The organism is Streptomyces sp. TLI_55, assembly GCF_900206255.1.
Classification (GTDB): Bacteria; Actinomycetota; Actinomycetes; order Streptomycetales; family Streptomycetaceae; genus Streptomyces; species Streptomyces aquilus.
Window position 1 is genome coordinate 3262442 of the sequence record NZ_OAOJ01000001.1, and the last position, 22795, is coordinate 3285236.

15 protein-coding genes are annotated in these 22795 nt (G+C 73.3%); 8 read left to right on the top strand and 7 right to left on the bottom strand.

Going from position 1 to position 22795, the window contains the following annotated elements; genetic code table 11:
* The 4 genes from CRP56_RS15095 (at nucleotide 1) to CRP56_RS15110 (ending at nucleotide 6485) form a co-directional block, all read left to right on the top strand.
* Nucleotides 1–2130: a tetratricopeptide repeat protein gene (locus CRP56_RS15095; RefSeq protein ID WP_441349497.1), complete on the top strand. Its 2130-nt coding sequence runs from the start codon at nucleotides 1–3 to the stop codon at nucleotides 2128–2130.
* Nucleotides 2131–3402, top strand: coding sequence for a PP2C family serine/threonine-protein phosphatase (locus CRP56_RS15100; RefSeq protein ID WP_179851025.1), 1272 nt, complete (start codon nucleotides 2131–2133; stop codon nucleotides 3400–3402).
* A gap of 102 nt (nucleotides 3403–3504) precedes the next feature.
* Complete coding sequence (locus tag CRP56_RS15105; RefSeq protein ID WP_097264226.1) at nucleotides 3505–4851, top strand: vWA domain-containing protein; 1347 nt, start codon at nucleotides 3505–3507, stop codon at nucleotides 4849–4851.
* 59 nt (nucleotides 4852–4910) lie between these two features.
* Entirely contained in the window at nucleotides 4911–6485 is a 1575-nt protein-coding gene (locus CRP56_RS15110; RefSeq protein ID WP_097264228.1) for an FHA domain-containing protein, read from the top strand.
* A gap of 12 nt (nucleotides 6486–6497) precedes the next feature.
* On the opposite strand, the gene CRP56_RS15115 is transcribed toward CRP56_RS15110, so the two are convergent.
* Complete coding sequence (locus CRP56_RS15115) at nucleotides 6498–7487, bottom strand: methyltransferase domain-containing protein (RefSeq protein WP_097264230.1); 990 nt, start codon at nucleotides 7485–7487, stop codon at nucleotides 6498–6500.
* A gap of 69 nt (nucleotides 7488–7556) precedes the next feature.
* Between CRP56_RS15115 and CRP56_RS15120 the strand changes: the two genes are divergently transcribed.
* The 4 genes from CRP56_RS15120 to CRP56_RS15135 all read left to right on the top strand — a co-directional run bounded on the left by CRP56_RS15120 (nucleotide 7557) and on the right by CRP56_RS15135 (nucleotide 15348).
* Nucleotides 7557–7961, top strand: coding sequence for a globin (locus CRP56_RS15120; RefSeq protein ID WP_097264233.1), 405 nt, complete (start codon nucleotides 7557–7559; stop codon nucleotides 7959–7961).
* 186 nt (nucleotides 7962–8147) lie between these two features.
* Nucleotides 8148–11402, top strand: a complete 3255-nt coding sequence (locus tag CRP56_RS15125) for an ABC transporter permease (RefSeq protein WP_097264235.1) — start codon at nucleotides 8148–8150, stop codon at nucleotides 11400–11402.
* A gap of 51 nt (nucleotides 11403–11453) precedes the next feature.
* The gene (locus tag CRP56_RS15130; protein ID WP_257040788.1) at nucleotides 11454–14150 is read left to right on the top strand and encodes an FtsX-like permease family protein; all 2697 of its coding nucleotides are present in this window, start codon (nucleotides 11454–11456) and stop codon (nucleotides 14148–14150) included.
* A 241-nt stretch (nucleotides 14151–14391) separates the two neighbouring features.
* Nucleotides 14392–15348 carry an ABC transporter ATP-binding protein gene (locus CRP56_RS15135; protein WP_097264240.1) on the top strand — a complete coding sequence of 319 codons (957 nt, stop codon included), beginning with the start codon at nucleotides 14392–14394 and terminating at the stop codon, nucleotides 15346–15348.
* A 35-nt stretch (nucleotides 15349–15383) separates the two neighbouring features.
* On the opposite strand, the gene CRP56_RS15140 is transcribed toward CRP56_RS15135, so the two are convergent.
* From CRP56_RS15140 to CRP56_RS15170, 6 genes are all read right to left on the bottom strand, one after another.
* Nucleotides 15384–16052 (bottom strand): hypothetical protein, encoded by a 669-nt coding sequence (locus CRP56_RS15140; RefSeq protein WP_097264243.1) that lies wholly within the window; start codon nucleotides 16050–16052, stop codon nucleotides 15384–15386.
* Nucleotides 16049–16462 (bottom strand): acyl-CoA thioesterase, encoded by a 414-nt coding sequence (locus CRP56_RS15145; protein ID WP_097264245.1) that lies wholly within the window; start codon nucleotides 16460–16462, stop codon nucleotides 16049–16051. Before CRP56_RS15145 ends, CRP56_RS15140 begins: the two co-directional genes overlap by 4 nt.
* A gap of 6 nt (nucleotides 16463–16468) precedes the next feature.
* The gene (ettA, locus tag CRP56_RS15150) at nucleotides 16469–18133 is read right to left on the bottom strand and encodes an energy-dependent translational throttle protein EttA (RefSeq protein WP_097264247.1); all 1665 of its coding nucleotides are present in this window, start codon (nucleotides 18131–18133) and stop codon (nucleotides 16469–16471) included.
* Nucleotides 18134–18267: 134 nt separating this feature from the next.
* Nucleotides 18268–19689 (bottom strand): Cys-Gln thioester bond-forming surface protein, encoded by a 1422-nt coding sequence (locus tag CRP56_RS15155; protein ID WP_373559646.1) that lies wholly within the window; start codon nucleotides 19687–19689, stop codon nucleotides 18268–18270.
* Nucleotides 19690–19975: 286 nt separating this feature from the next.
* Entirely contained in the window at nucleotides 19976–20443 is a 468-nt protein-coding gene (locus tag CRP56_RS15160; RefSeq protein ID WP_097264249.1) for a single-stranded DNA-binding protein, read from the bottom strand.
* 363 nt (nucleotides 20444–20806) lie between these two features.
* A complete protein-coding gene (locus tag CRP56_RS15170) occupies nucleotides 20807–22795 on the bottom strand; it encodes a YfjP family GTPase (protein ID WP_097264252.1) in 1989 nt (662 codons plus the stop codon).

The following is a 22795-nucleotide window of genomic DNA, read 5'->3' on the forward strand; positions in this document are numbered from 1 at the left end:
GTGCCGCGTCCCGATCCGCGCGCGATGGTGCTGGAGAACCCCGAGGTCCCCGAGCGCAAGCGGTTCTGCTCGCGCTCGGACTGCGGGGCGCCGGTGGGCCGCTCCCGCGGCGACCGTCCGGGGCGCACGGAGGGCTTCTGCACCAAGTGCGGCAACCCGTACTCGTTCGTGCCGAAGCTGGCGGCCGGCGACATCGTGCGCGGCCAGTACGAGGTCGTGGGCTGCCTCGCGCACGGCGGCCTCGGCTGGGTCTATCTCGCCGTGGACCGGGCGGTGTCGGACCAGTGGGTGGTCCTGAAGGGTCTGCTGGACACCGGCGACCAGGACGCGATGGCGGCGGCGATCTCCGAGCGCCGGTTCCTCGCGGAGACCGTGCACGCCAACATCGTGCGGATCTACAACTTCGTGGAGCATCTCGACCAGCGCACGGGCTCGCTCGACGGCTACATCGTCATGGAGTACGTCGGCGGCAAGTCGCTGAAGGAGATCGCCAACGACCGCCGCACCCCGGACGGGAAGCGGGACCCGCTGCCGGTGGAGCAGGCGTGCGCGTACGGCATCGAGGCGCTCGAGGCGATCGGCTATCTGCACAGCCGAAACCTGCTGTACTGCGACTTCAAGGTCGACAACGCGATCCAGACCGAGGACCAGCTCAAGCTCATCGACATGGGCGCGGTCCGCAGGATGGACGACGACGAGTCGGCCATCTACGGCACGGTCGGCTACCAGGCGCCGGAGGTCGCCGAGGTCGGCCCGTCGGTGGCGTCCGACCTCTACACGGTCGCCCGCACCCTCGCCGTCCTCACCTTCGACTTCCAGGGCTACACGAACGTCTTCGTGGACTCCCTGCCCGACCCCGACAACATCGAGGTCTTCCGCCAGTACGAGTCCTTCTACCGCCTTCTGGTCCGCGCCACCGACCCCGACCCGGCCCGCCGCTTCGCCTCCGCGCAGGAGATGGCCGAGCAGCTGACGGGTGTGCTGCGGGAGGTCGTGTCGCTCCAGACGGGGCGGGCCCGCCCTGCCCTGTCGACGCTGTTCGGGCCCGAACTGCGGGTGCCGGACACGGAGTTGTTCCCGAAGCTGGACGGGGAGGTGTCGCGGCTGGGGGCCCGGGTGGTCGTTCCGCGGCGGTCCGCCCCGGGCTCTCTCCTCCCTGCGGCCATTCCGACGCCGGGGAGTGGCGCGGCGCTGGTCAAGCCGGTGGCGACGCCCGCCGCCGCGCTGGCCCTCCCCGTGCCGCGGGTCGACCCCTCCGACCCCAACGCCGGCTTCCTCGCCGGGCTCATGGCGACCGCCGCCGCGGAGCTGCTGGGGGCACTCGCCGCCGCGCCCGCGCCGTCCGTCGAGACGCGGCTGCGGCAGATCCGCGCGTGGCTGGAGAACGGCGACGCGCACACCGCGCTGGAGGCGCTGACGCGGGTCGAGGGCGAGCGGCCCGACGACTGGCGGGTGGTCTGGTACCGCGGGGTCGCCGCCCTCGTCACCGGCGATCACGAAGCCGCCGCGCTCGCCTTCGACGCCATCTACGACGCCTTCCCCGGCGAGCCCGCGCCGAAGCTGGCGCTCGGCCTGTGCGCGGAGGTGCTGGGCCAGCTCGACAACGCCGCCGAGTACTACCGCCTGGTCTGGGCGACCGACCCCAGCTATGTCAGCGCCGCCTTCGGGCTCGCGCGGGTCCAGCTCGCCGCCGGCGACCGCGGCAGTGCCGTACGGACCCTGGAGTCGGTTCCGGAGTCGTCCATCCACTACACCGCCGCCCGCGTGGCGGCCGTACGGGCGCGGCTGCGTCAACGCACGGCCGCCGCCGGTGACGTACCGTTCCTTGACGACCTGACCGCCGCGGCGGGGCAGGTCGAGGCGCTGGACGCGTACGGACTGGATCCGGCGCGCCGGGAGCAGTTGTCCGCCGAAGTCCTCGGCTCCGCGCTCGACTGGGTACTCTCCGGTGGCCAGGGCGCCGACCCGGCCGCCCGCCGGGTGCTGCTCGGCAGCGAGCTGGACGAGCGGGGACTCCGCTTCGGACTGGAGCGTTCGTACCGCACGCTGGCCCGGCTCGCGCAGGGCGGCGAGGAGAGGATCGACCTGGTGGAACGTGCCAACCGTTACCGCCCCCGGACGTGGGTGTAGTTGATGTCGCAGATGCCCCAGCAGGCCGCCCTGACGAACTGCCCGAGCTGCGCGGAGCCGCTCGAGTCGGGTGACCGCTTCTGCGGTGCGTGCGGATACGACCTGTCCGCCGTACCGGCACCTCCCGACGACCACGCGACGCTCGCCGCGAACGGCGCGGCGCCGGTGGCGCCGGTCACCCACGAACCCGTGGCCACCACTCCCGGCGACCACGGCCTGACCCCGCCGCCGCCGAGCGGCTCCCCCGTCTCCCCGGCCTCCGGGGTGCGCTTCGACCGCCCGCCGGAGCCGGACGAGTACCCGCTCCAGGCGCCGGACCCGCGGGTGGCCGCCGAGACGCCGACCCCGGCGGAGGGCGTCAAGGTGTGCGTGGCCTGCCGCGCGGGCCGCGTCGACCACGACGGCTACTGCGAGAACTGCGGGCACGCCCAGCCGCGCGAGCGCGACCACATGGAGCAGGAGTGCGGCCCGATGGCGGCCGTCAGCGACCGCGGCCTGCGCCACCACCGCAACGAGGACGCGTTCGCCGTCGGCACCACCGCCCTGCCCGACGGCTCGCCCGCGTCCGTGGCGATCGTCTGCGACGGCGTCTCCTCGGCGACCCGCCCCGACGCCGCCTCCCTCGCCGCGTCCCGGGCGGCGAGCGAGTCGCTGCTGGCCGCCCTGCCGCGCGGCACCCACCCGCAGCAGGCGATGCACGAGGCGATCGTCGCCGCCTCCCGCGCGGTCAACGCCCTGGCCGCCGAACCGCAGACGGCCCGCGAGCACGCCCCGCACCAGAACGCCCCGGCCTGCACCATCGTCGGCGCCGTCGTGACGGCCGGGCTGCTGGTCGTCGGCTGGGTCGGCGACAGCCGCGCCTACTGGGTGCCGGTGGACCGCAGCGCGCTGCCGGCCCGCCTCACCGAGGACGACTCGTGGGCCGCGCAGATGGTCGCGGCGGGCCTGATGAACGAGGCGGAGGCGTACGCCGACGAGCGCGCCCACGCGATCACCGGCTGGCTCGGCGCGGACGCCTACGAACTGGAGCCGCACACCGCTTCCTTCAAGCCGGACCGGCCGGGTGTAGTGGTGGTGTGCACCGACGGACTGTGGAACTACGCGGAGGCCGCCCAGGAGATGGCCGAGGCCGTGCCGCTCGATGCCGCCGTCCGCCCCCTGCACGGCGCCCAGGTCCTGGTCGGTCACGCGCTGGACGGCGGCGGCCACGACAACGTAACAGTGGCCCTCGTGCCGTTCCCCGCCCCGCCTCAGGGGGCAGGATCGGCCTGAGGCCGATTCGTACGGGGATGCCTCGCAGGACCGGAGGGGACCGGTCCGCACACAGTCGTACGCCCTGCAACCGCGGGGTTTTCAAGGGGGATTCGATCAGGCATGGCCAATTTCTCGAAGTCCAACGTGCCGCAGTTCTCGGTGGACGTGTACCAGAACGAGTACCTGCCGGAGGGCGGCCGCGAGGTCAACGCGATCGTCACGGTCTCCGCGACCGGCGGCGGCACCATCGGCAGCGCCGCCGGGGCCCCTCATCTCTACACGCCGGGCCAGGGACCGGACGCGGCCGTGGCGATCATGGTCGACTGCTCGGGGTCGATGGACTACCCGCCGACCAAGATGCGCAACGCGCGTGACGCGACGGCCGCGGCCGTCGACACCCTGCGCGACGGGGTGCACTTCGCGGTGATCGGCGGCACGCACGTGGCCAAGGAGGTGTATCCGGGCGGCGGGCGGCTCGCGGTCGCCGACGCCACCACCCGCGAGCAGGCCAAGCAGGCCCTGCGCAAGCTCAGCGCGGGCGGCGGCACCGCCATCGGCACCTGGCTGCGGCTCGCCGACCGGCTGCTGTCCTCGGCGGACGTCACCATCCGGCACGGCATCCTGCTCACCGACGGCCGCAATGAACACGAGTCACCCCAGGACCTCAAGGCGGCCCTCGACTCCTGCGCCGGACGCTTCACCTGTGACGCACGGGGCGTGGGTACCGACTGGGAAGTGAGTGAAGTCACAGGCATCGCCTCGGCGCTGCTCGGCACCGCCGACATCGTCGCCGACCCGGCCGGACTCGCCGCCGACTTCACGCAGATGATGGAGACGGCGATGGGCAAGGAGGTCGCCGACGTCTCGTTGCGGCTGTGGACGCCGGTCGGCACCACCATCAAGTTCGTCAAGCAGGTCGCGCCCACCGTCGAGGAGTTGACCGACCGCCGCACCGAGGCGGGCCCGCGCGCCGGGGACTACCCCACCGGCTCCTGGGGGGACGAGTCCCGTGACTACCACGTCTGCGTGGAGGTGCCGGTCGCGCACCTCGGCCAGGAGATGCTGGCCGCCCGCGTCTCCCTCGTCATCCCCCAACCCGACGGCAGCGCACAGAACTTGGGCGCCCAGGGGCTGGTACGGGCGGTGTGGACCGACGACATGGTCGCCTCGACGTCGATCAACCCCCAAGTCGCCCACTACACCGGTCAGGCCGAACTGGCACAAGCCATCCAACAAGGCCTCGATCTACGCAAAGCGGGCGATATGGATGGAGCAACGGCCAAACTGGGCCGGGCCGTTCAGCTCGCAAGCGCTTCCGGCAACGCCGATACTGCGAAACTGCTTGCGAAGGTGGTGGACGTGGTCGATGCCGCGACAGGTACTGTGCGGTTGAAGGCGAAGGTCGAGGAGGCCGACGAGATGACTCTCGAGACCCGGTCCACAAAGACTGTTCGTGTAAAGAAGTAAAGAAGAAGCAGACAGCAGCGACCGAGAAGTCTCCTTACGTGAGAGGGGGAAGCGCCGACATGCCGACCTGCCCGAACGGACACCAGTCGGGTTCCGACGACTGGTGCGAGGTCTGCGGTCACCGCATGGCCGGTGCCGTGCCTCCGCCCCCTCCCCCGCCGCCCCCCGGTGGCGGCTACGGCTTCCCGCCGCCCCCGCCGGGCGCCGGCGGCCAGCCCGGACGCTCCCACCTGTCCGCCGTACCGGACCCCGAGCCGGAGCTCTGCCCGCAGTGCCGCACGCCCCGTGAGGGCGGTGCGCCGTTCTGCGAGGAGTGCCGGTGGAACTTCCTGACGAACACGGCGACCTCGTACACCCCGACCGCCCCGCGCCCGCCGGCCCCCGGCCCGGGCGTGCGCTTCCAGGGCCCGCCGCCGGGTGCGTCGTACGGCGGCGGTGACTCGTACGAGTACCAGGGCTCCCGCCCGTCCCAGATGAACCGGCCCGCCGAACCGATCCCGCCGTTCGGCAGCGAGCGCCAGGGCCAGGACGGGCCCGGCGGCCCCAACGGTCCCGGCGGCTACGGCGGGCAGGGTGGACCTGGCGGCTCCGGCGGTCCCAACGGGCCTGGCGGCTTCGGTACGCAGTCCGGCCCCGGCGGCCCTAACGGCCCGGGGGGCTTCGGCAGTCCCAACGCTCCCGGCGGCCCTGGTGGCCCCAACGGCCCCGGCGGTTACGGCACGCAGGGCGGCCCGGGTGGCCCCGGCGGCCCGAACGGACCTGGCGGCTTCGGTACGCAGAGTGGGCCTGGTGGCCCCGGCGGTCCTGGTGGCTACGGAACTCAAGGCGGCCCCGGTGGTGCCCCCGGCGGCTACGGCTACCCGCAGCCCGGCTCCCCGCAGGCCCCGTCCGGCCCCGGCGGCTCCTCCCCCTTCGGCAACGACCCCTCCCGTCCGGTGCCGCCCCCGCCCGGCCCCACGCCGCCCGCAGGACCCGGTGGTCCCGGCGCCCCGTCCGCGTTCTCGCCGTCCGGTCCGCCCGCCCCGCCCGCCTTCCCCCAGGAGACGAACCGGCCACAGCCCGGCGGTCCGTCCTTCGGCGGCGGCGAGGACGACTGGGTGATCTCCCCGCCGTCCTCCAACGCCCCCGGCGGCGGCCCCGGTGGTGCCCCCGGCGGCTACGGCTACCCGCAGCCCGGCTCCACGCAGGCCCCGCCCGGCCCCGGCTTCCAGCAGCGGCCCGCGGGACCGGCGACCTGGATTGCGACCATCGGCCCGGACCGCGAGTACTTCATGGCGATGATGCAGCGTTCGGGGCCCGAGGCCGCGGGGCTCAACCTGCCCGCGTACTCGCCCGAGCAGCAGCGCACGCTCACCGGCAACCAGGTCACCATCGGCCGCCGCCGGCACTCCACCGGCGACACCCCGGACATCGACCTGTCGGTACCGCCGGAGGACCCGGGCGTCTCGCACCAGCACGCGGTGCTGGTGCAGCAGCCCGACGGCTCCTGGGCGGTCGTCGACCAGAACTCGACGAACGGCACGACGGTCAACGGCGCGGAGGAGCCCATCCAGCCCTTCGTCCCGGTGCCGCTCCAGGACGGCGACCGGGTGCACGTGGGCGCCTGGACGACGATCACGGTCCGCCGCGGATAGCGGCGCGCAGCGTTACGGCAGCCGGAGGGGCCACGCGTACGGCCCCTCCGGATCGTCCAGCCACCCCCACTCGTCCCCGCCGCTCACCGTGAGGCCGTACCGCCTGCGCGGCGGCCGTCCCTCCCGCTCCCAGAGCTGATACGCCTCCTGTGGCGTGAGGCTGCCCCGGCTGAGGTCCAGCAGGAAGCGGAACAGCTCGTCCTCCCGCGCCGCGCGCGGCACCCCGCCCAGCGAGGTGGGCTCCGGCTCCGGCCGCCCCTCGCCGCGCAGCGGCACGAAGTAGGCGGGCGTGTGCAGGAAGCGCCCCTCGGCGTACCCCGTGTCCCGGACGGTCAGCACGATCAGACCGGTGGCCAGCGGGGCCAGAACGCGGGCGCCGGGGGTGCACTGGGCGAGCCAGGCCGGCGGGATCGAGGTCAGGGCGCAGGTCGCGATGATCCGGTCGAAGGGGGCGCGCTCGGGCACCCCGCGGGCGCCGTCGCCGGTGACGACGGCCGGACGGTGGCCGGCGGCGGCCAGGTGCTGCCGGGCCGCCTCGGTGATGTCCGGCTCCAGGTCGACGGTGGTGACGAGGTCGTCGTCGCCGAGCCGGTGGGCGAGCAGCGCCGCGTTGTATCCCGTACCGGCGCCGATCTCCAGGACCCGGTCGCCGTCCTCGACCTCCAGGGCGGCCAGCATCATCGCCATGAGGGAGGGCTGGCTGCTGGAGGAGACCAGCTCGCCGTCGCGCAGCCGGGTGGCCAGCGGGGTGTCGGCGTAGGCGCCGCGCACCCAGCGTTCCCGGGCGCGGGCGTCGGGGCTCTCGCCCCAGCGGCGTTCGTAGCCGCCCCGGACGCCGACGTAGTAGTACGGCACGAACAGATGCCGCGGTACGGCCGCGAAGGCCTCCCGCCACACCGGGTCGTCCGCCCAGGCCCCGCTGGCGTCGATCCGGTCCACGAGCTCGGCCCGCGCCTCGGCGGCCAGGTCTTCCAGGTCCTTGTGGAGAGCGTGCGCACCCATACCTCCACTGTCCTGCGGAAGGGTCCTAAGCCCCAAGTCCTGGTTCCCCTCGTCTGAGACGATGGAGCGGTGACAGAGATTCGGCGCGGCTCGCTTCAGACGGAGACCTTCTACGAGCAGGTCGGCGGGGAGGAGACCTTCCGCCGCCTGGTCCGGCGTTTCTACGAGGGTGTGGCCGAGGACCCGCTCCTGAAGCCCATGTACCCCGAGGAGGACCTGGGCCCGGCCGAGGAGCGGCTGACCCTGTTCCTCATCCAGTACTGGGGCGGCCCGACGACGTACAGCGAGAACCGCGGCCACCCCCGGCTGCGGATGCGGCACGCCCCGTTCCAGGTGGACCGGGCGGCGCACGACGCGTGGCTGAAGCACATGCGGGTGGCCGTGGACGAGCTCGGCCTGTCCGAGGAGCACGAGCACACGCTGTGGAACTACCTGACGTACGCGGCGGCGTCGATGGTGAACACCGAGGGCTGATTCCGGGACCCGCGCGCTGAGTCCCGAATTCCGGTCGTACGACGCCGATTTCCGATCACGATCCGGTCAAGTCCGGCGCACAACCGCTTACTCGCCCCACTCCCCTCTGACAGCATCGCCCGGAGGTCTGGACAACACGTCGGACCGCGGTGGGGATGACGGTCACGACGGGGGTCGGGTGACGGGGTGGCGTGGTACGGGGGGTTCGCGAGGTTCGTCGTTCAGCGGGCGCGGGCGCATCGCCCCCTGCTCGCCGCCGCGCTGCTGACCGTTCTGCTGACGACGGCGGTCCTGGCCACGCTCGCCGCGTACGCGGGCGCGATCGGCGACGCCGCCCTGCGCCACTCGCTCGCGGACTCCCGCAACGCCGCCGACGCCGCCCTGGTCGTCAAGGCCGACGTCCCGGCCGCGTCCCGCAAGGCCGCCGACACCGCCGTACGCGAAGGCGCCCGTACGACGTTCGACGGGCTGCCGGTCACCGTGCGGACCCTGCTGAAGTCGGGCCCGTACGCGCTGCCCCGCTCGCTCCGGCCGCCCGCCGAGCGGTCCGGGGACCCGGATCTCACCCACTTCGCGGCCCTGGACCCCTCCCAGGTGCGGATCACGGACGGCCACGCACCGGCCGCCGCCGGTGAGGTGGCGCTGCCGCAGAGCGCCGCCCGGCTGCTGAAGCTGAAGCCGGGCGCCCGCCTCACCCTCGTCGACCGCCTCGGCGGCCCGAAGGTGAAGATCCACGTCGTCGGCCTCTACCGTCCCGCCCACCCGGACACCCCGTACTGGCAGCTCCTGGACGATCTCCACGGCCGCGGCGTCAACAAGGTCGACTTCACGACGTACGGCCCCCTGCTCGCCGCCCCCGAGGCCCTGACCGGCGGCAAGGTCAGCGCCGGGCCCTCGGCGTGGCTCGCGACCGCCGACTTCTCGACCCTGACGACCGGCCGGATCGGCGCCCTGCGCGAGGCGGCCCGCGACGGCAGCGCGGCGCTGCGCGGCGAGGCCGCGCTCAGCGGCACCACGGCCGCGCACACCGATCTGCCGGCCGTCCTCGACCGCGTCGACCGTTCGCTGCTGGTCTCCCGCTCCACCCTGCTGATCATCGCGCTCCAGCTCGTGCTCCTCGCGGGCTGTGCGCTGCTGCTGGTGGCCCGGCTGCTGAGCGCCGAGCGTACGGGCGAGACCCGGCTGCTCAGGGCGCGCGGCGCCTCCCGGCCGCGGGTCGCGGGGCTCGCCGCGCTGGAGGCGCTGCTGCTCGCGGTGCCCGCGGTGGCGTGCGCGCCGCTGCTGGCGGGACCGCTGACCCGGCTGCTGGCCGGGCAGGGCGCGCTGTCCCGGATCGGTCTGGAGCTGCATGTGCCGACGGCCGGGTCGTTCACGGTGTGGCTGGTGGCGGCGGCTGTGGCGCTGGGCTGCGCGCTGGCGGTGACGCTGCCCGTGCTGACGTCGTCCTTCGCGACCGGTCGGGCCCGTGCGCTGCCGTCGGCGCTGCGCTCGGGCGCGGACGTGGGGCTGCTGGTGGTGGCCGGGGTGGCGTACTGGCAGCTGGGCCGGCAGACGACGGGCGCGGTGACCGGCGACACCTCGGGCACCCTGGGCGTCGACCCGCTGCTGGTCGCCGCCCCCGCCCTCGCGCTGCTCGCCGGTACGGTCCTCACGCTGCGGCTGCTGCCGCCGCTGGCCCGGCTCGCCGAACGCCGGGCCGCCGCCGGACGGGGACTCGCCGCGGCCCTCGCGGGCTGGCAGATCGGGCGGCGTCCGATGCGGGGCGCGGGGCCGGTGCTGCTGCTGGTGCTCGCCGTCGCGCTGGGTGTGCTGGCGATCGGGCAGGGCGCCTCCTTCGACCGTTCGCAGGACGACCAGGCCGACTTCCGCGCGGGCGTGCCGGTGCGGGTGCTGGCCAACGGCGAGGACGACCTCGGCCGCACCGACGCCTACGCCGCCGTCCCCCACGTACGCGAGGCCGCGCCGGCGGTCCGTACCGAACTGCCCCTGTCCGGCGGCCGTTCGGCGACGGTGCTGGCCCTGGACACCGCGCACGCGGCGGACTCGGTACTGCTGCGCCGGGACCTGTCGTCCGAGCCGGTACGCCCGCTGCTGGCCGGGCTCGGCCCGAAGCGGGCGTCGGCCGGGGCGGCCGTCCCCGCGGGCAGCGCCCGCCTGCGTCTGACGGCGACCCTGCGCGGCTCGACCCCGGGCACGGCCGCCGACGTCACGGTCACCCTGGAGGACCGCTACGGCACCCCGTACCGGCTCCCGGCCGGGTCTCTCACGGCCGACGGCCGCCCACACCCGCTGGAACTGGCCGTACCGCCGGGGAAGTTACTGCTGACCGACGTACAGCTGGTACTGCCGGTGCCGCGTGGGCGGGCGGAGCAACAGCGTTTCTCGCTGGACGCGTTGACGGCTGTGACGGCCCAAGGGTCGGAGCGTCGGGTCGAGTTGCCCACCGCCTGGACGGCCCGCGTCCTCAGCGACAACACCTCGGAGTTCCCGGACCGCAGCAACGCGCCCGCCCCGCCGCGCGTGAGCGGGTCGGCCGTGGCGTACGACACCGGTTACGTCCCGCGCGAGGACACCTGGACCCTGGCCTCGCTGACGGTCCGCCTCCTGGCCAAGCAGCCCGCGGTACCGCAGATCACCGCCGTCGCCACCGACCGCTTCCTCGACTCGGCGGGCGCCCGCGCCGGACAGCGCGTGGACGTGACGTTCGGCGGCCGGTCGCTGCCGGTGCGGATCGTCGCCGCGGTCCGGGCGCTGCCCACGACGGGGAGCGGGGCCGGCGGGGCGCCGGCGACGACGGGGAGCGAGACCGGCGGGGCGCTGCTGGTCGATCTGCGGTCCGTGAACCGGGTGCTGGAGGCGAAGTACGGCGAGAGCGTCACGCCGACGGAGTGGTGGCTGGCGACGGACCGGCCGCCCTCGGTCGCCGCGGCGCTGCGAGCCCGCCCTGACCTGGACCCCGCGCAGGTCGTCGTCCGCGACGAGATCGCCGGGGAACTGCGCGACGACCCGTTCGGGGCGGGCCCGGAGGCGGCGTTCACCGCGGCGGCCGGGGTGGCGGCGGCGCTGGCCGCGCTGGGCTTCGCCGTCAGCGCGACGGGCTCGCTGCGGGAGCGGGACTCCGAGTTCGCGGTGCTGCGCGCCCTGGGCACCCCACGCCGTCGGCTGGCCCGCACGATCGCCGTCGAGCAGGGCGTCCTGGTGACGCTGGCACTGCTCGTGGGCGCCGCGCTGGGCACGGTCCTGGCCCGGGCGGTGATCCCGCTGACCCTCCTGACGTCCGACGCGACCCGTCCCGTACCGGAGGCGCTGGTGGAACTGCCGGTGGGACAGGTGGCCCTGCTGCTGGCGGCGGTCGCGGCGACACCGCTGGCCGTCACCGCGGTCCTCGCGCTGCGGCGGGCGAATCCACTGGTGTCGCTGCGGGAACAGGGAGGGGAGTGACATGGCGTCTGTGACGGTTGGGCGAGGGGGGGCGGTACGGTGACGTCGGCCGTGGCCCCTTGGATCCGTACCCGGCTGCGCACCGCCCCCGGCGCGGCCCTCGCCCTCGCGCTGTTGGTGGCGCTGACCGCCTCCCTCGCCGCCGCGCTGCCCCTGGCCCTGGACCGGTACGCGGACGCGGGCCTGCACCGGGCCGTCGAGCGGGCCGGCGCCGACCGCACCTCGATCCAGCTGTACGCCCAGCCCGAGTACGGCATCGTCTCCGAACAGGACCTGCGCCCCGCCACCCTGGGCGAGCAGTACCAGAAGATCCTGGCCACGGTCGAGAAGCCGCTCGTCGCCGACCGCCACCAGTCGACGTACGGCGTGCGCACCTCCACCAACATGGAGGTGCCCGACCCCTGGCTGCCGCGGCCGACCGGGACGCCCGCGCAGGTCACCCTGGTCGCCCAGCAGGGCCTCGCCGACCACGTCCGCTCGGTCGAGGGCCGGCTGCCGCGCGGGCCCGCCGCCCCGGCCGACGCGACGACGCCGGAGGTGGAGGCCGCGGTCAGCGCCGCGACCGCCGAGTCCCTGCACATCAAGGTCGGTTCGGTCATCCACGTACCCGGCGCGTCGCGCGCCCCGCTGGCCGTACGGGTCACCGGCATCGTCACCCCGCGCGACCCGTACGGCGCCTTCTGGTCCGGTCAGCCGCTCCTGCGCAAGCCCGCCCTGATCCGGATGCCGGGTCCGAGCTCGGACGCCGACAAGTACTGGCTCGGCGCCCTGCTGCTCGCCCCCGAATCGGCGCCCGCGATGCTGGGCACGCCCGGAAACCCGTGGCGCTACTGGCAGTTGGCGCCCGCGATGGGGTCCCTGCACGCCTACGACGTGGGGCGCCTCAAAACCGCCGTCGCCTCCCTGGAGTCCGGCCCGGCCCTCCAGCAGGCCCGCTCGGTCACCGGCGGCCTCATGGACACGGACACCGATCTGAGCGAGGTCCTGACCGCCTACTCCCGGCTCCGCGAGGGCGTCTCCCCGCTGGTCGCGGTGGCCGCGGTCGGCGCCGGTACGGTCGCCGCGGTCGTCCTGCTCATGTCGGGGGGCCTCGCCGCCGACCGCCGCCGCACCGAACTCGCCCTGCTGCGGGCCCGCGGCGCGTCCCTGCGCGGCCTCGCCGGCCGCCTCCTCGCCGAGACGGCCACGGTCGCCGTACCGGCCGGCGCCCTCGGTCTGACGGCGGCCGTGCTGGCGATCACCGAGGGCAGAGCGACGTACGCCGTCATCGCGGCCGCCGCCGTCACGGCCGTGGCCTGCGCCGCGCTCCCGCTGCGCGCGGCGGCGGCGCACCGGGTCGTGCGGGTGCACGCCGGCCGCGAGGACGTGGCGACGCTACGACCGTCCCGGCGCCGTACGGTGGCGGAGCTGACGCTGCTCGTGCTGGCCGTGGCGGCGGTGGAGACCCTGCGCAGGAGAGGGTCGTCCGGCGACGAACTGTCCTACGTCGCACCGGTGTTGACGGGCGTGATCGCGGCCCTGGTCCTGGTCCGCCTCTACCCCTTCCCACTGCGCGGTCTGGCCCGCCCCGCCGGCCGCCTGCGCGGACCGGTGGCCCACCTCTCCCTGGCCCGCGCGGGCCGTACGTCGGCTTCGGCGGTCCTCCCCCTGCTGGCCCTGCTGACCGCCCTGACCACGGCGGCCTTCGGCGGCTCGGTCCTGACGGGCGTCTCCGCGGCCCGCGACCAGGCGGCGCTGCTGGCGGTGGGAGCGGACGCCCGCGTCGACGCGGACGGACCGCTGCCGTCCGGCCTCGCGGACCGGCTCCGCCACGCGCCCGGCGTGGCCGCCCTGACCGAGGTGAGCATCGCGTACCGGGCGAAGCCGACGGACGGCAGCGTGTCGGTGCCCTTGGTGGGCGTGGAGCCGGCCGAATACGCGAGGCTGGCGACAAGAACGGACCTGGGCCCGTACACCGCACGCGAGTTGACCAGCACCCGCGCCAACGGCACCCTCCCCGCCCTGGCCTCACCCTCCGTCGCGAAGGCGTACGGCACCCGCCCCTTCCCCGTCCTCCTGGAAGACGGCACGACGACGATCACCGTCCGCATCACGCTCGTACGGGACCGGACCCCGGCGGTGAACGGCTCGGAGTTCCTGGTGGTGGACAGGTCAGGCCTAAGCGGCCAGGCGGCCCGCCCCACAACGCTGCTGCTGACGGGCGGGGGTGTCTCCGGCACGGCCCTGCGCAAGGCGGCGGCCGACGCCGGCCACGTCCAGACGCGATCCGAGGAGCGGGCGCGGTACGTCAACTCACCCCTCCAGTCCGGCGCCGAGGACATCTACACGGCAGCGGTGGCGGCGGGCGCCGGTTACGCGGTCCTCGCCCTCCTCCTCTCCCTCCTGCGCGCCGCCCCCGAACGCACGGCCCTCCTGGCCCGCCTCCGCACCATGGGCCTCACCCGCACCCAGGGCCGCCGTCTCCTGATCCTGGAGTCCCTGCCCCAGGCGCTCCTGGCGGCAACGGGCGGCATCCTGACGGGTTGGGCAACGGTCCACCTCCTGTCCCCGGGCATCGACCTGACGACGATCGCCCTGTCCACACCCCCCTCGACAGGGCCCGCCGCAGAACTCCGCACGTCCCCCGCGTCCTTGGCCATCCCGGCAACCGCGGTGGTGCTGGTGACGGTGGGAGTGGCGGGGGTCCAGGCGTGGTGGTCGGGGAGACGGGGGTCGGTGACGGAACTACGGGCGGGGGACACACGATGACCACTGACGTACGGTTCGGCAACGCCCTCAAGGGGCGCGGGGCTGCGAGATATGCGGCTCCACCGCGTGGGCGCGACCAGCCACGACGACGCCGCAGGCAACCCTCCACCTGCCACCGTAGCTGCGCCCACCCGTGCCGCTGGGGCGGCACGGGTGGGCGCAGCGGCACCCCGCCAGCGCGGGCAAGTGAAACCCACCCCCGCCCAGCCCCCACCCCGGCCAGCGACCCGAGGAGCCCCCAGTGACCACCAACCCCACCCTCGCCGACCTGACCACCAAGGCCACCGCCGCCCGCAACACCCCCACCTACGGCCACGACGCCCTCATCACCTGCGACCGCCTGGTCCGCATCTTCACCACGGACGGCATAGAGGTCCAAGCCCTCCAAGGCCTCGACCTCCTGGTCCGCGAGGGCGAACTCATGGCCCTGGTAGGCGCGTCCGGCAGCGGCAAGTCCACCCTCATGAACATCCTCGCCGGCCTGGACACCCCCACCGCCGGCGCGGCCCGCGTCGCCGGCCACGACCTCCTCACCATGACCGCGAAGGACCGCCTCGCCTACCGCCGCAAAACCGTCGGCTTCGTCTGGCAGCAGACCTCCCGCAACCTGCTCCCCTACCTCACCGCGGCCCAGAACATCACCCTCCCGATGCAGCTCTCCGCCACCCGCACCACACGCAAGGCGAAATCCGAACGCGCCCTGGAACTACTGGAGTTGCTCGGCATCGCGGACTGCCGAGACCGCCACCCCCACCAGATGTCCGGCGGCCAGCAACAACGCGTCGCGATAGCCGTAGCCCTCGCCAACGCCCCCGCGGTCCTCCTCGCCGACGAACCCACCGGCGAACTCGACTCCCAGACCGCGGAACAGATCTTCGCCGCGTTCCGCACCGCGAACGAACAACTCGGCACGACCATCGTGATCGTCACCCACGACCAGACCGTGGCCGACGAGGTCCGCCGCACGGTCGCCATCAGGGACGGCCGCACCTCCACGGAGGTCCTGCGACGCAGCGAGGTCGACGCGACGACCGGCCATGAGACGGTCGTGGCCCGCGAGTACGCCATGCTCGACCGCGCCGGCCGCCTCCAACTCCCCGCCGAGTACACCGAGGCCCTGGGCATGCGCGACCGCGTGGCCCTGGAACTGGAGCCGGACCACATCGGCGTCTGGCCGGACGACAGCGACCACGACTGACCGCGCCCACACCCGAACCGCAGGCAGCCGCCCTGTCAGCGCACGCTGACGCCCAACGCCCCGAGCCCCGCCCGCCGCACGGCGATCGACCCGTACGGCGTACGCAGCCGCAGCCATGCACCGCACGACAGCAGCGCCAACTCCCCGTCACCGCGCAGGAATCCGAGCGACTGCGCGGCATGCACGGCCCGCACCGGCAACTCCGTCTCCCCGACGGTCCGGGACCAGATCTCCCGCCCGACCCGGTCGAGTTCGGCACGGGTACGACTCTCCGGCGCCAACTCCTGCGTACGCGCCCGGAATTCGGCGACCCCGGCGCCCACCATGCCCCGCAGGGCCTCAGGCGCGGGCAGCCCGGCGACGACCTGCCACCCACCACGCGGCGGCAGCACTCCCGCCCACGGCGGCCCGGTCACCGCCACCGGCACCCCGGCCGTGGCGGCGTGCTCGTCGACGGACTCCAGCAACTCCCCCGCCGACACGGTCACATCGAGCGTGACGTCGAGCCCGTCCTCGTACGGCTTGGCCAGCCGCACCGCGCGGATCGCCAGCACCTCGAAGGACGGCGGCCGCCCGAACACGGCGAGCGCGGTCCCGGCGGCCTGGAGCCGCACGGCGGCCCCGCGGTCGTAATGCAGCAGACGGGAGAGGAAGGCCGCGAGATCCGCCGCCTCCCCCTCGTCGGCCAGGTGGAGCACCGTCATGCGGCGACGGCCTCCTCCTCGTCGTCGTCCCGGTATCCCTCCAGGAACTCCCGCTCCTCGGAGGTGATCCGGCGCGGCCGCTGGGCCTCGAAGTCGAACGGCACGATGACCGTCGAGGCCCGCACGTACACCAGGTCGTCGTCCTTCACCTCGTAGGCGATGGTGAAGGACGCCGCCCTTATCTCCGTGACCCACAGCTCGATGTCCACGGGCGTGTGCCGGTGGACGAGCTGCCGCTTGTAGTCGATCTCATGGCGCGCCACCACGGACCCCTGCTTGAAGTCCTTCTCCGGGCGGAACAGGAAGTCGATACGGGCTTCCTCCAGGTAGCGGAGGAAGACCACGTTGTTGACGTGGCCGTACGCGTCCATGTCCGCCCAGCGCAGCGGGCAGCGGTAGAGGTGCCGCAAGACCGATCAGCCCCGGGTCAGCTTCTTGTAGGTGGCGCGGTGCGGACGCGCGGCGTCCGGCCCGAGCCGCTCGATCTTGTTCTTCTCGTACGACTCGAAGTTGCCCTCGAACCAGAACCACTTGGAGTCACCCTCGTAGGCGAGGATGTGCGTGGCCACCCGGTCCAGGAACCACCGGTCGTGGGAGACGACCACGGCCGCGCCCGGGAACTCCAGCAGCGCGTTCTCCAGCGAGCCGAGGGTCTCGACGTCAAGGTCGTTGGTCGGCTCGTCGAGGAGCAGCAGGTTGCCGCCCTGCTTGAGGGTGAGCGCGAGGTTGAGACGGTTGCGCTCACCACCGGAGAGCACCCCGGCGGGCTTCTGCTGGTCCGGCCCCTTGAAGCCGAAGGCGGAGACGTAGGCCCGCGAGGGCATCTCCACCTGACCCACGTTGATGTAGTCCAGCTCGTCGCTGACGACGGCCCACAGGGTCTTCTTCGGGTCGATGTTCTCGCGGCTCTGGTCGACGTACGAGATCTTGACGGTCTCGCCGACCTTGATGGAGCCGGAGTCCGGGGTCTCCAGACCCTGGATCATCTTGAAGAGCGTGGTCTTGCCGGCACCGTTGGGGCCGATGACACCGACGATCCCGTTACGCGGCAGCGTGAAGCTCAGGTCGTCGATGAGGAGCTTGTCGCCGAAGCCCTTGCTGAGGTTGTTGACCTCGACGACGATGCTGCCCAGGCGCGGGCCCGGCGGGATCTGGATCTCCTCGAAGTCCAGCTTCCGCATCTTGTCGGCCTCGGCGGCCATCTCCTCGTACCGCGCGAGACGGGCCTTGGACTTGGCCTGACGCCCCTTGGCGTTGGACCGCACCCACTCGAGCTCTTCCTTGAGCCTCTTCGCCCGCTTGGCGTCCTTCTGCCCCTCGACCTTGAGACGGGTCTGCTTGGTCTCGAGGTACTTGGAGTAGTTGCCCTCGTAGCCGTGCAGCCGGCCGCGGTCGACCTCGCAGATCCAGCCGGCGACGTTGTCCAGGAAGTACCGGTCGTGGGTGACGGCGACGATGGTGCCGTCGTACTTCGCGAGGTGCTGCTCCAGCCAGTTCACCGACTCGGCGTCGAGGTGGTTGGTCGGCTCGTCGAGCAGCAGCAGGTCGGGGGCCTCCAGCAGCAGCTTGCACAGCGCCACGCGTCGCCGCTCACCACCGGAGAGGTTGGTGACCGGCCAGTCACCGGGCGGGCAGCCCAGCGCGTCCATGGCCTGCTCCAGCTGAGCGTCGAGGTCCCACGCGTTGGCGTGGTCGAGCTCCTCCTGCAGCTTGCCCATCTCATCGAGCAGCGCGTCGGAGTAGTCGGTCGCCATCAGCTCGGCGATCTCATTGAACCGATCGAGCTTGCCCTTGACCTCGGCGACACCCTCCTGGACGTTCTCCAGGACGGTCTTGTCCTCGCTGAGCGGCGGCTCCTGGAGCAGGATGCCGACGGTGTACCCGGGCGACAGGAACGCGTCACCGTTCGAGGGCTGCTCCAGCCCCGCCATGATCTTCAGAATGGTCGACTTACCGGCACCGTTCGGGCCGACCACACCGATCTTCGCGCCGGGCAGGAAGTTCAGCGATACGTCGTCAAGGATGACCTTGTCGCCGATTGCCTTGCGCGTCTTGCGCATGGTGTAGATGTACTCAGCCAAGAGAAACCGTCCGGCAGCTTGAAATCTGGCAGTGGGCAGATACACCCCATCTTGCCTGAGGTCCACCCTCGGGTGGTAACCCGTTTGGTCGGGGGGCTGTGACCTGGGGTTTCTCTCAGCCTCTCCGACCCCGCTCAGTCCTGCGTCCGCCGCCGCTGCACCAGCACCAGCGCCGCCCCGCCGATCACCACCAGCGCCACCGCCACGCCCGTGATCACCGGCGTCACGCTGGACGCGCCGGTCTCGGCGAGGTTGGTGCCGGCCGAGGTGCCGCCCACCGTGAGCGGGCTCGGCTCGCTGAGGGTCTGGGCGGTGTCACCGGTCTCGTTGCCCTGGGTCTGGCAGTCGAGGACGCCGGTGAAGCGCTTGTCCAGCCCGGCGGGGCCGGTGATCGCGAAGTCGTACGCCTGGTCCTCCTGGAGCGGGATCGTCACCGTCCGTGACTCGCCCGCTGGGACGGTGTGTTCCAGGCCCAGCAGCTCGAAGGTGAACGGCTGGTCGCCCTCGTTGGCCGCGGTGATGTCGATGCCGCCCTCGGCGCAGTTCTTCACCGCGGAGAGGGCCGGTATCGCACCCTTGTCGGCCCAGGTCGCGCTCGCCGTCGCGGACACCGTCGACTCGCTGGAGCCGGCCAGGATCTGCGTCTGGCTCCTGCTCTCGGAGGTGAAGGCACGCCCCACCGGCACGGTCGTGGAGGCCTGCACGGCCACCTCGGCCGAGCCGGCCGCCGCGCCCTCGGGGATCTCGAAGAAGATCTGGCTGCCGTTCTTCGCGGACGTGAGGTCCATGCCGTTCTTGCCGACGATCCGCACCCCGCTGGTGACGGCGTCCGCCGGAGGCGTCACCGTCACACTGTCCGCGTCGGTGTGCACCGTCACCGGCCCGAGGAGCCCGCCGGAGCGGCCGGAGACCGCAGCCGGCGAGAGCGTCAGCGAGGCCGCGGGCTCCGCCAGCGCGCGGGCGTTGTCATGGAGGTAGTCGGCGAGTTTCTCGGCCTGCGGGTCGGCGGCGTCGACGTCCGCGCCGTCCGAGTAGCGCCAGATGGCCACCTGGGTGCCGGCCGCCGCGTCCTGCTCGGAGAGGCCGCTGCCGATGCCCGCCTTCGCGGCGAGCGCCGCGAGGTCGTTCACCTGCGGATAGGAGTTCTGCAGGATCCAACGGATCTTGCCGGCGTCCCGGTTGGTGCCCAGCGAGGTGCCGCTCCAGGGCGTCTCGTGGTACTTGGCGTCCCGCTGGGTCGGGTTGTAGAGGTCGACGCAGTACGTCTGGAGCATGCCGCCGCCCTCGACGGACATCTCGAACAGGCCCGCCGAGACCTCCATGTCCCCGGAGTCGTCGTGTATGACAGCCGTGCCGTACGTCTTCAGGCCGCCTATGGTCGCGGTCGCCCCGCCCTGGATCTGCGCCGCACCGTCACCGGCGGCGGCGGCCGTGCCGGCACCGGCCAGCACACCGGCCGCGACGAGCCCGGACATCAGCGTCCCGGCGATGAGCCGGGCCACCCCTCGTCCGCGTGCCGACCGCCGCGTGCTGGGCGCAGAGAGCGAAGAAAACACAGAATTCCCCTTCAGGCAGGACCCGTTGACGTGGGGGGAACGGTCCCACCAGCAGAATCAGAAGCCCCGAGAGCCACGTCCGGCATCCTAAGGAAGCGGCGCACCACGGTTCCCGGTGATGCGGTCGCACGGCCGATCCGACTCGGAATCGTTATCGCCAAGATCACTTGCGAGCAGGGCTTATCGACAAATCCACCCGGCTGGTTCAGGGAGCATTCGCCGATAAGCCGCACTTCGACTTCGGCACGGCACGGCACAAGTCGCCGTCCAGCACAGCCGGCTGAGGTCACGTCACCGCGACTGGTTCCGGCTCCTGTTGGCCGGCACCGTCACCGACGGGCGTCTCCCAGTTCGGCTCCGGCTGCGCGGCGGTCGTGTCAGCCCCGCCCGCGTCCGGTTTCTGCCCGCGCCGGAACATGGCCGTCCCGCGCGCCAGGTCGTGCCCGATGGCCACCGCGTCGATGTCGGCCGAGGTCCAGTTCTGCCCCTCGCGCACGTCCGACCGGACCTTCAGCCGGCCCTGGACCACCACCGGGTCGCCCACGTTCAGCGAGGCCGCCGCGTTCGTGGCGAGCTGCCGGTTGGCCCACACGGTGAAGAAGTTGGTGTGCCCGTCCGTCCACGCGCTCTTCTCGCGGTCCCAGTAGCGTTGGGTCACCGCCAGCCGGAACCGCGCCGACGGCCCGGCCGCCAGCTCCCGGTACACCGGCTGCGTCGCCACGTTGCCGACCACGCACACGATCGTCTCGTTCATCTCGAACCCCTCCCTCGCCCGGCCGGCCCTCCGTACCGGGCGGATAGCGGACGACGGACACGCGTACGGGCCCGTCCCGTACGGCTGCTGTGTCCGTCCCTGTCCCGTCGACCGCGTCCGCCGCGATCGCCGTGGAGCCAGACTGCCTCCGCCGAGCCGAGCCCGCTGAGCGCTGTGGACCACCGCCCACCTGTGGAAAACCCCACCACCCAAACGAACGACCCACCCTCGGGAACCGGGCCCAGGGCTCCACCCTCGGGAACCGGGCCCCAGGGCTCCCGTCGGGAACCGGGCCCCCAGGCTCACCGCCCCTCCCCCCTCCCCCCTCTCCCCTCTCCCCTGCCCCTCCCCCCTCTCCTCGACTCACCGCACCCCAGCCTCCACCCCCAAAACCCTCCCGTACTGCTCCCGAACCTCCCGATACCGCAGCAACTCCGCCGCCACCGGATCCAGCACCCGGGCCCGTCCGCACCCGGCCGCCGCCTCCCGAAGCCGCCGCTCCGCCTCCATGCCGTACCGCCGCGCCGGCCCCCGCGCCGCGATCCGGCAGCTCCACTCCACCAACGGACCGCCGATGATCCCGGCCACCATCAGCAGCACCGGCACTCCGAGGTTCGGCGCCATGAACCCGACGATCTGCCCGACCAGCCACAGCCCGCCCACGACCTGAAGCAGCGTCATGGACGCCTGCGCGAGCACGGCCGCGGGCCACCACCCCGGCCGCGGCGGCCGCCCCGGCGGCAGTCCGGCCCGCGCCGCCAGCTCGTCCAGCGCCTCGGGCAGCCCCTGCGAGCCCCGTACGGCCGCCTCCCGCACCGCCTGCGCCCACGGCGCGGGCAGCCCGGCGGAGGCCCGGTCGGCGACGGTCCGCACCGCCTGCTCGACGCGCTGCCGCGCGGTCGCCTCCTCCTCGGCCTGCGCGCGCAACGGCAGCCGCCCGGTGACCGGTTCGAGCCGGTCCTGGTACCACCGCCACAGCCGCAGCCACGGCGTCCCGCACGCGCGGTTGGCGTTGCGCAGCCAGGCCCGCTCGGCCGCCTCGCCCGCCGCCGTCGCGCCGACCGCGTCGGCGAGCCGTACGGCGAACTCGTCCCGCGCCTCCTCGCTCAGCCCGGTCCGCCGCCCGGTCGCGTACACGGGCCGCAGCCGCCACGCGGCGGCGTCCACGTCGGCGGAGATCCGCCGCGCGGGAGCGCCCCGCTCGGCCACGAACTGCCCGAGCGCCTCCCTCAGTTCCCCCACGCCGTCGCCGGTGAGCGCGGACAGCGCGAGCACGGTCGCGCCCGGCTCGCCGTACTCCCCGAGCGCGATCCCGTCCTCGTCGAGGAGCCGCCGCAGGTCGTCGAGGACCTGCTCGGTGGCCTCGCCGGGCAGCCGGTCGATCTGGTTGAGGACGACGAACATGACCTCCGCGTGACCCGCCATGGGCCGCAGATAGCGCTCGTGCAGGACCGCGTCCGCGTACTTCTCGGGATCGACGACCCAGATGACGGCATCGACCAGCGCCAGCACACGGTCGACCTGCTCACGGTGCTGCACGGCCGCCGAGTCGTGATCGGGCAGGTCGACGAGGACCAGCCCGCGCAACTGTGCCTCCGACTCGGCGCTCTGCAGGGGCCGCCGCCGCAGCCGCGGCGGAATGCCGAGCCGCTCGATGAGCGAGGCCGAACCGTCGCTCCAGCTGCACGCGATGGGCGCGGCGGTGGTCGGCCGTCGTACGCCCGTCTCCGAGATGGTCACCCCGGCCAGCGTGTTGAACAGCTGTGACTTGCCGCTGCCGGTCGCGCCCGCGATGGCGACGACGGTGTGCTGCCCGGACAGCTTGCGCCGCGCGGCCGCCTCGTCGAGCACCCGGCCCGCCTCGGAGAGCGTCCGGCTGTCGAGCCGGGTACGGGAGAGCCCCACGAGCTCCCGCAGCGCGTCGAGCCGCGACCGCAGCGCCCCGTCGTACGCCAAGGGAGCGGCCACCGGCGCCCCGGCCCCCCGCGCCTCCACGACGGCGACGGGCGCACCCCCGGCGCTCTCGTTCACCCGCCGCGCGATCAGCCCGTCGTCCCAGGCCCCGGAGGAGTCCGTACGACCACAGGAGTCGCCCCTGCCGTCTTCCTCGGCCTCCACAGCTTCCACGACATCTTCCGTCTCTACGACGTCCACGGCGTCCACGGCTTCCACGGCTTCCACGGCGGGGTCCTCCACCGGCACCCCGCCGTCGTCCCCGCGCTCACTCCCGTCCCCGTCCCCGCCCCCACTCCCGCCCCCGGAAACGGTCTCCTCGGCGTGATCAGCAGGTTGAGTGGTGCGATCGGTGTGATCGGTGTGATCGGTGTGGTCCTGGTCAGTGACGGCGGTCAC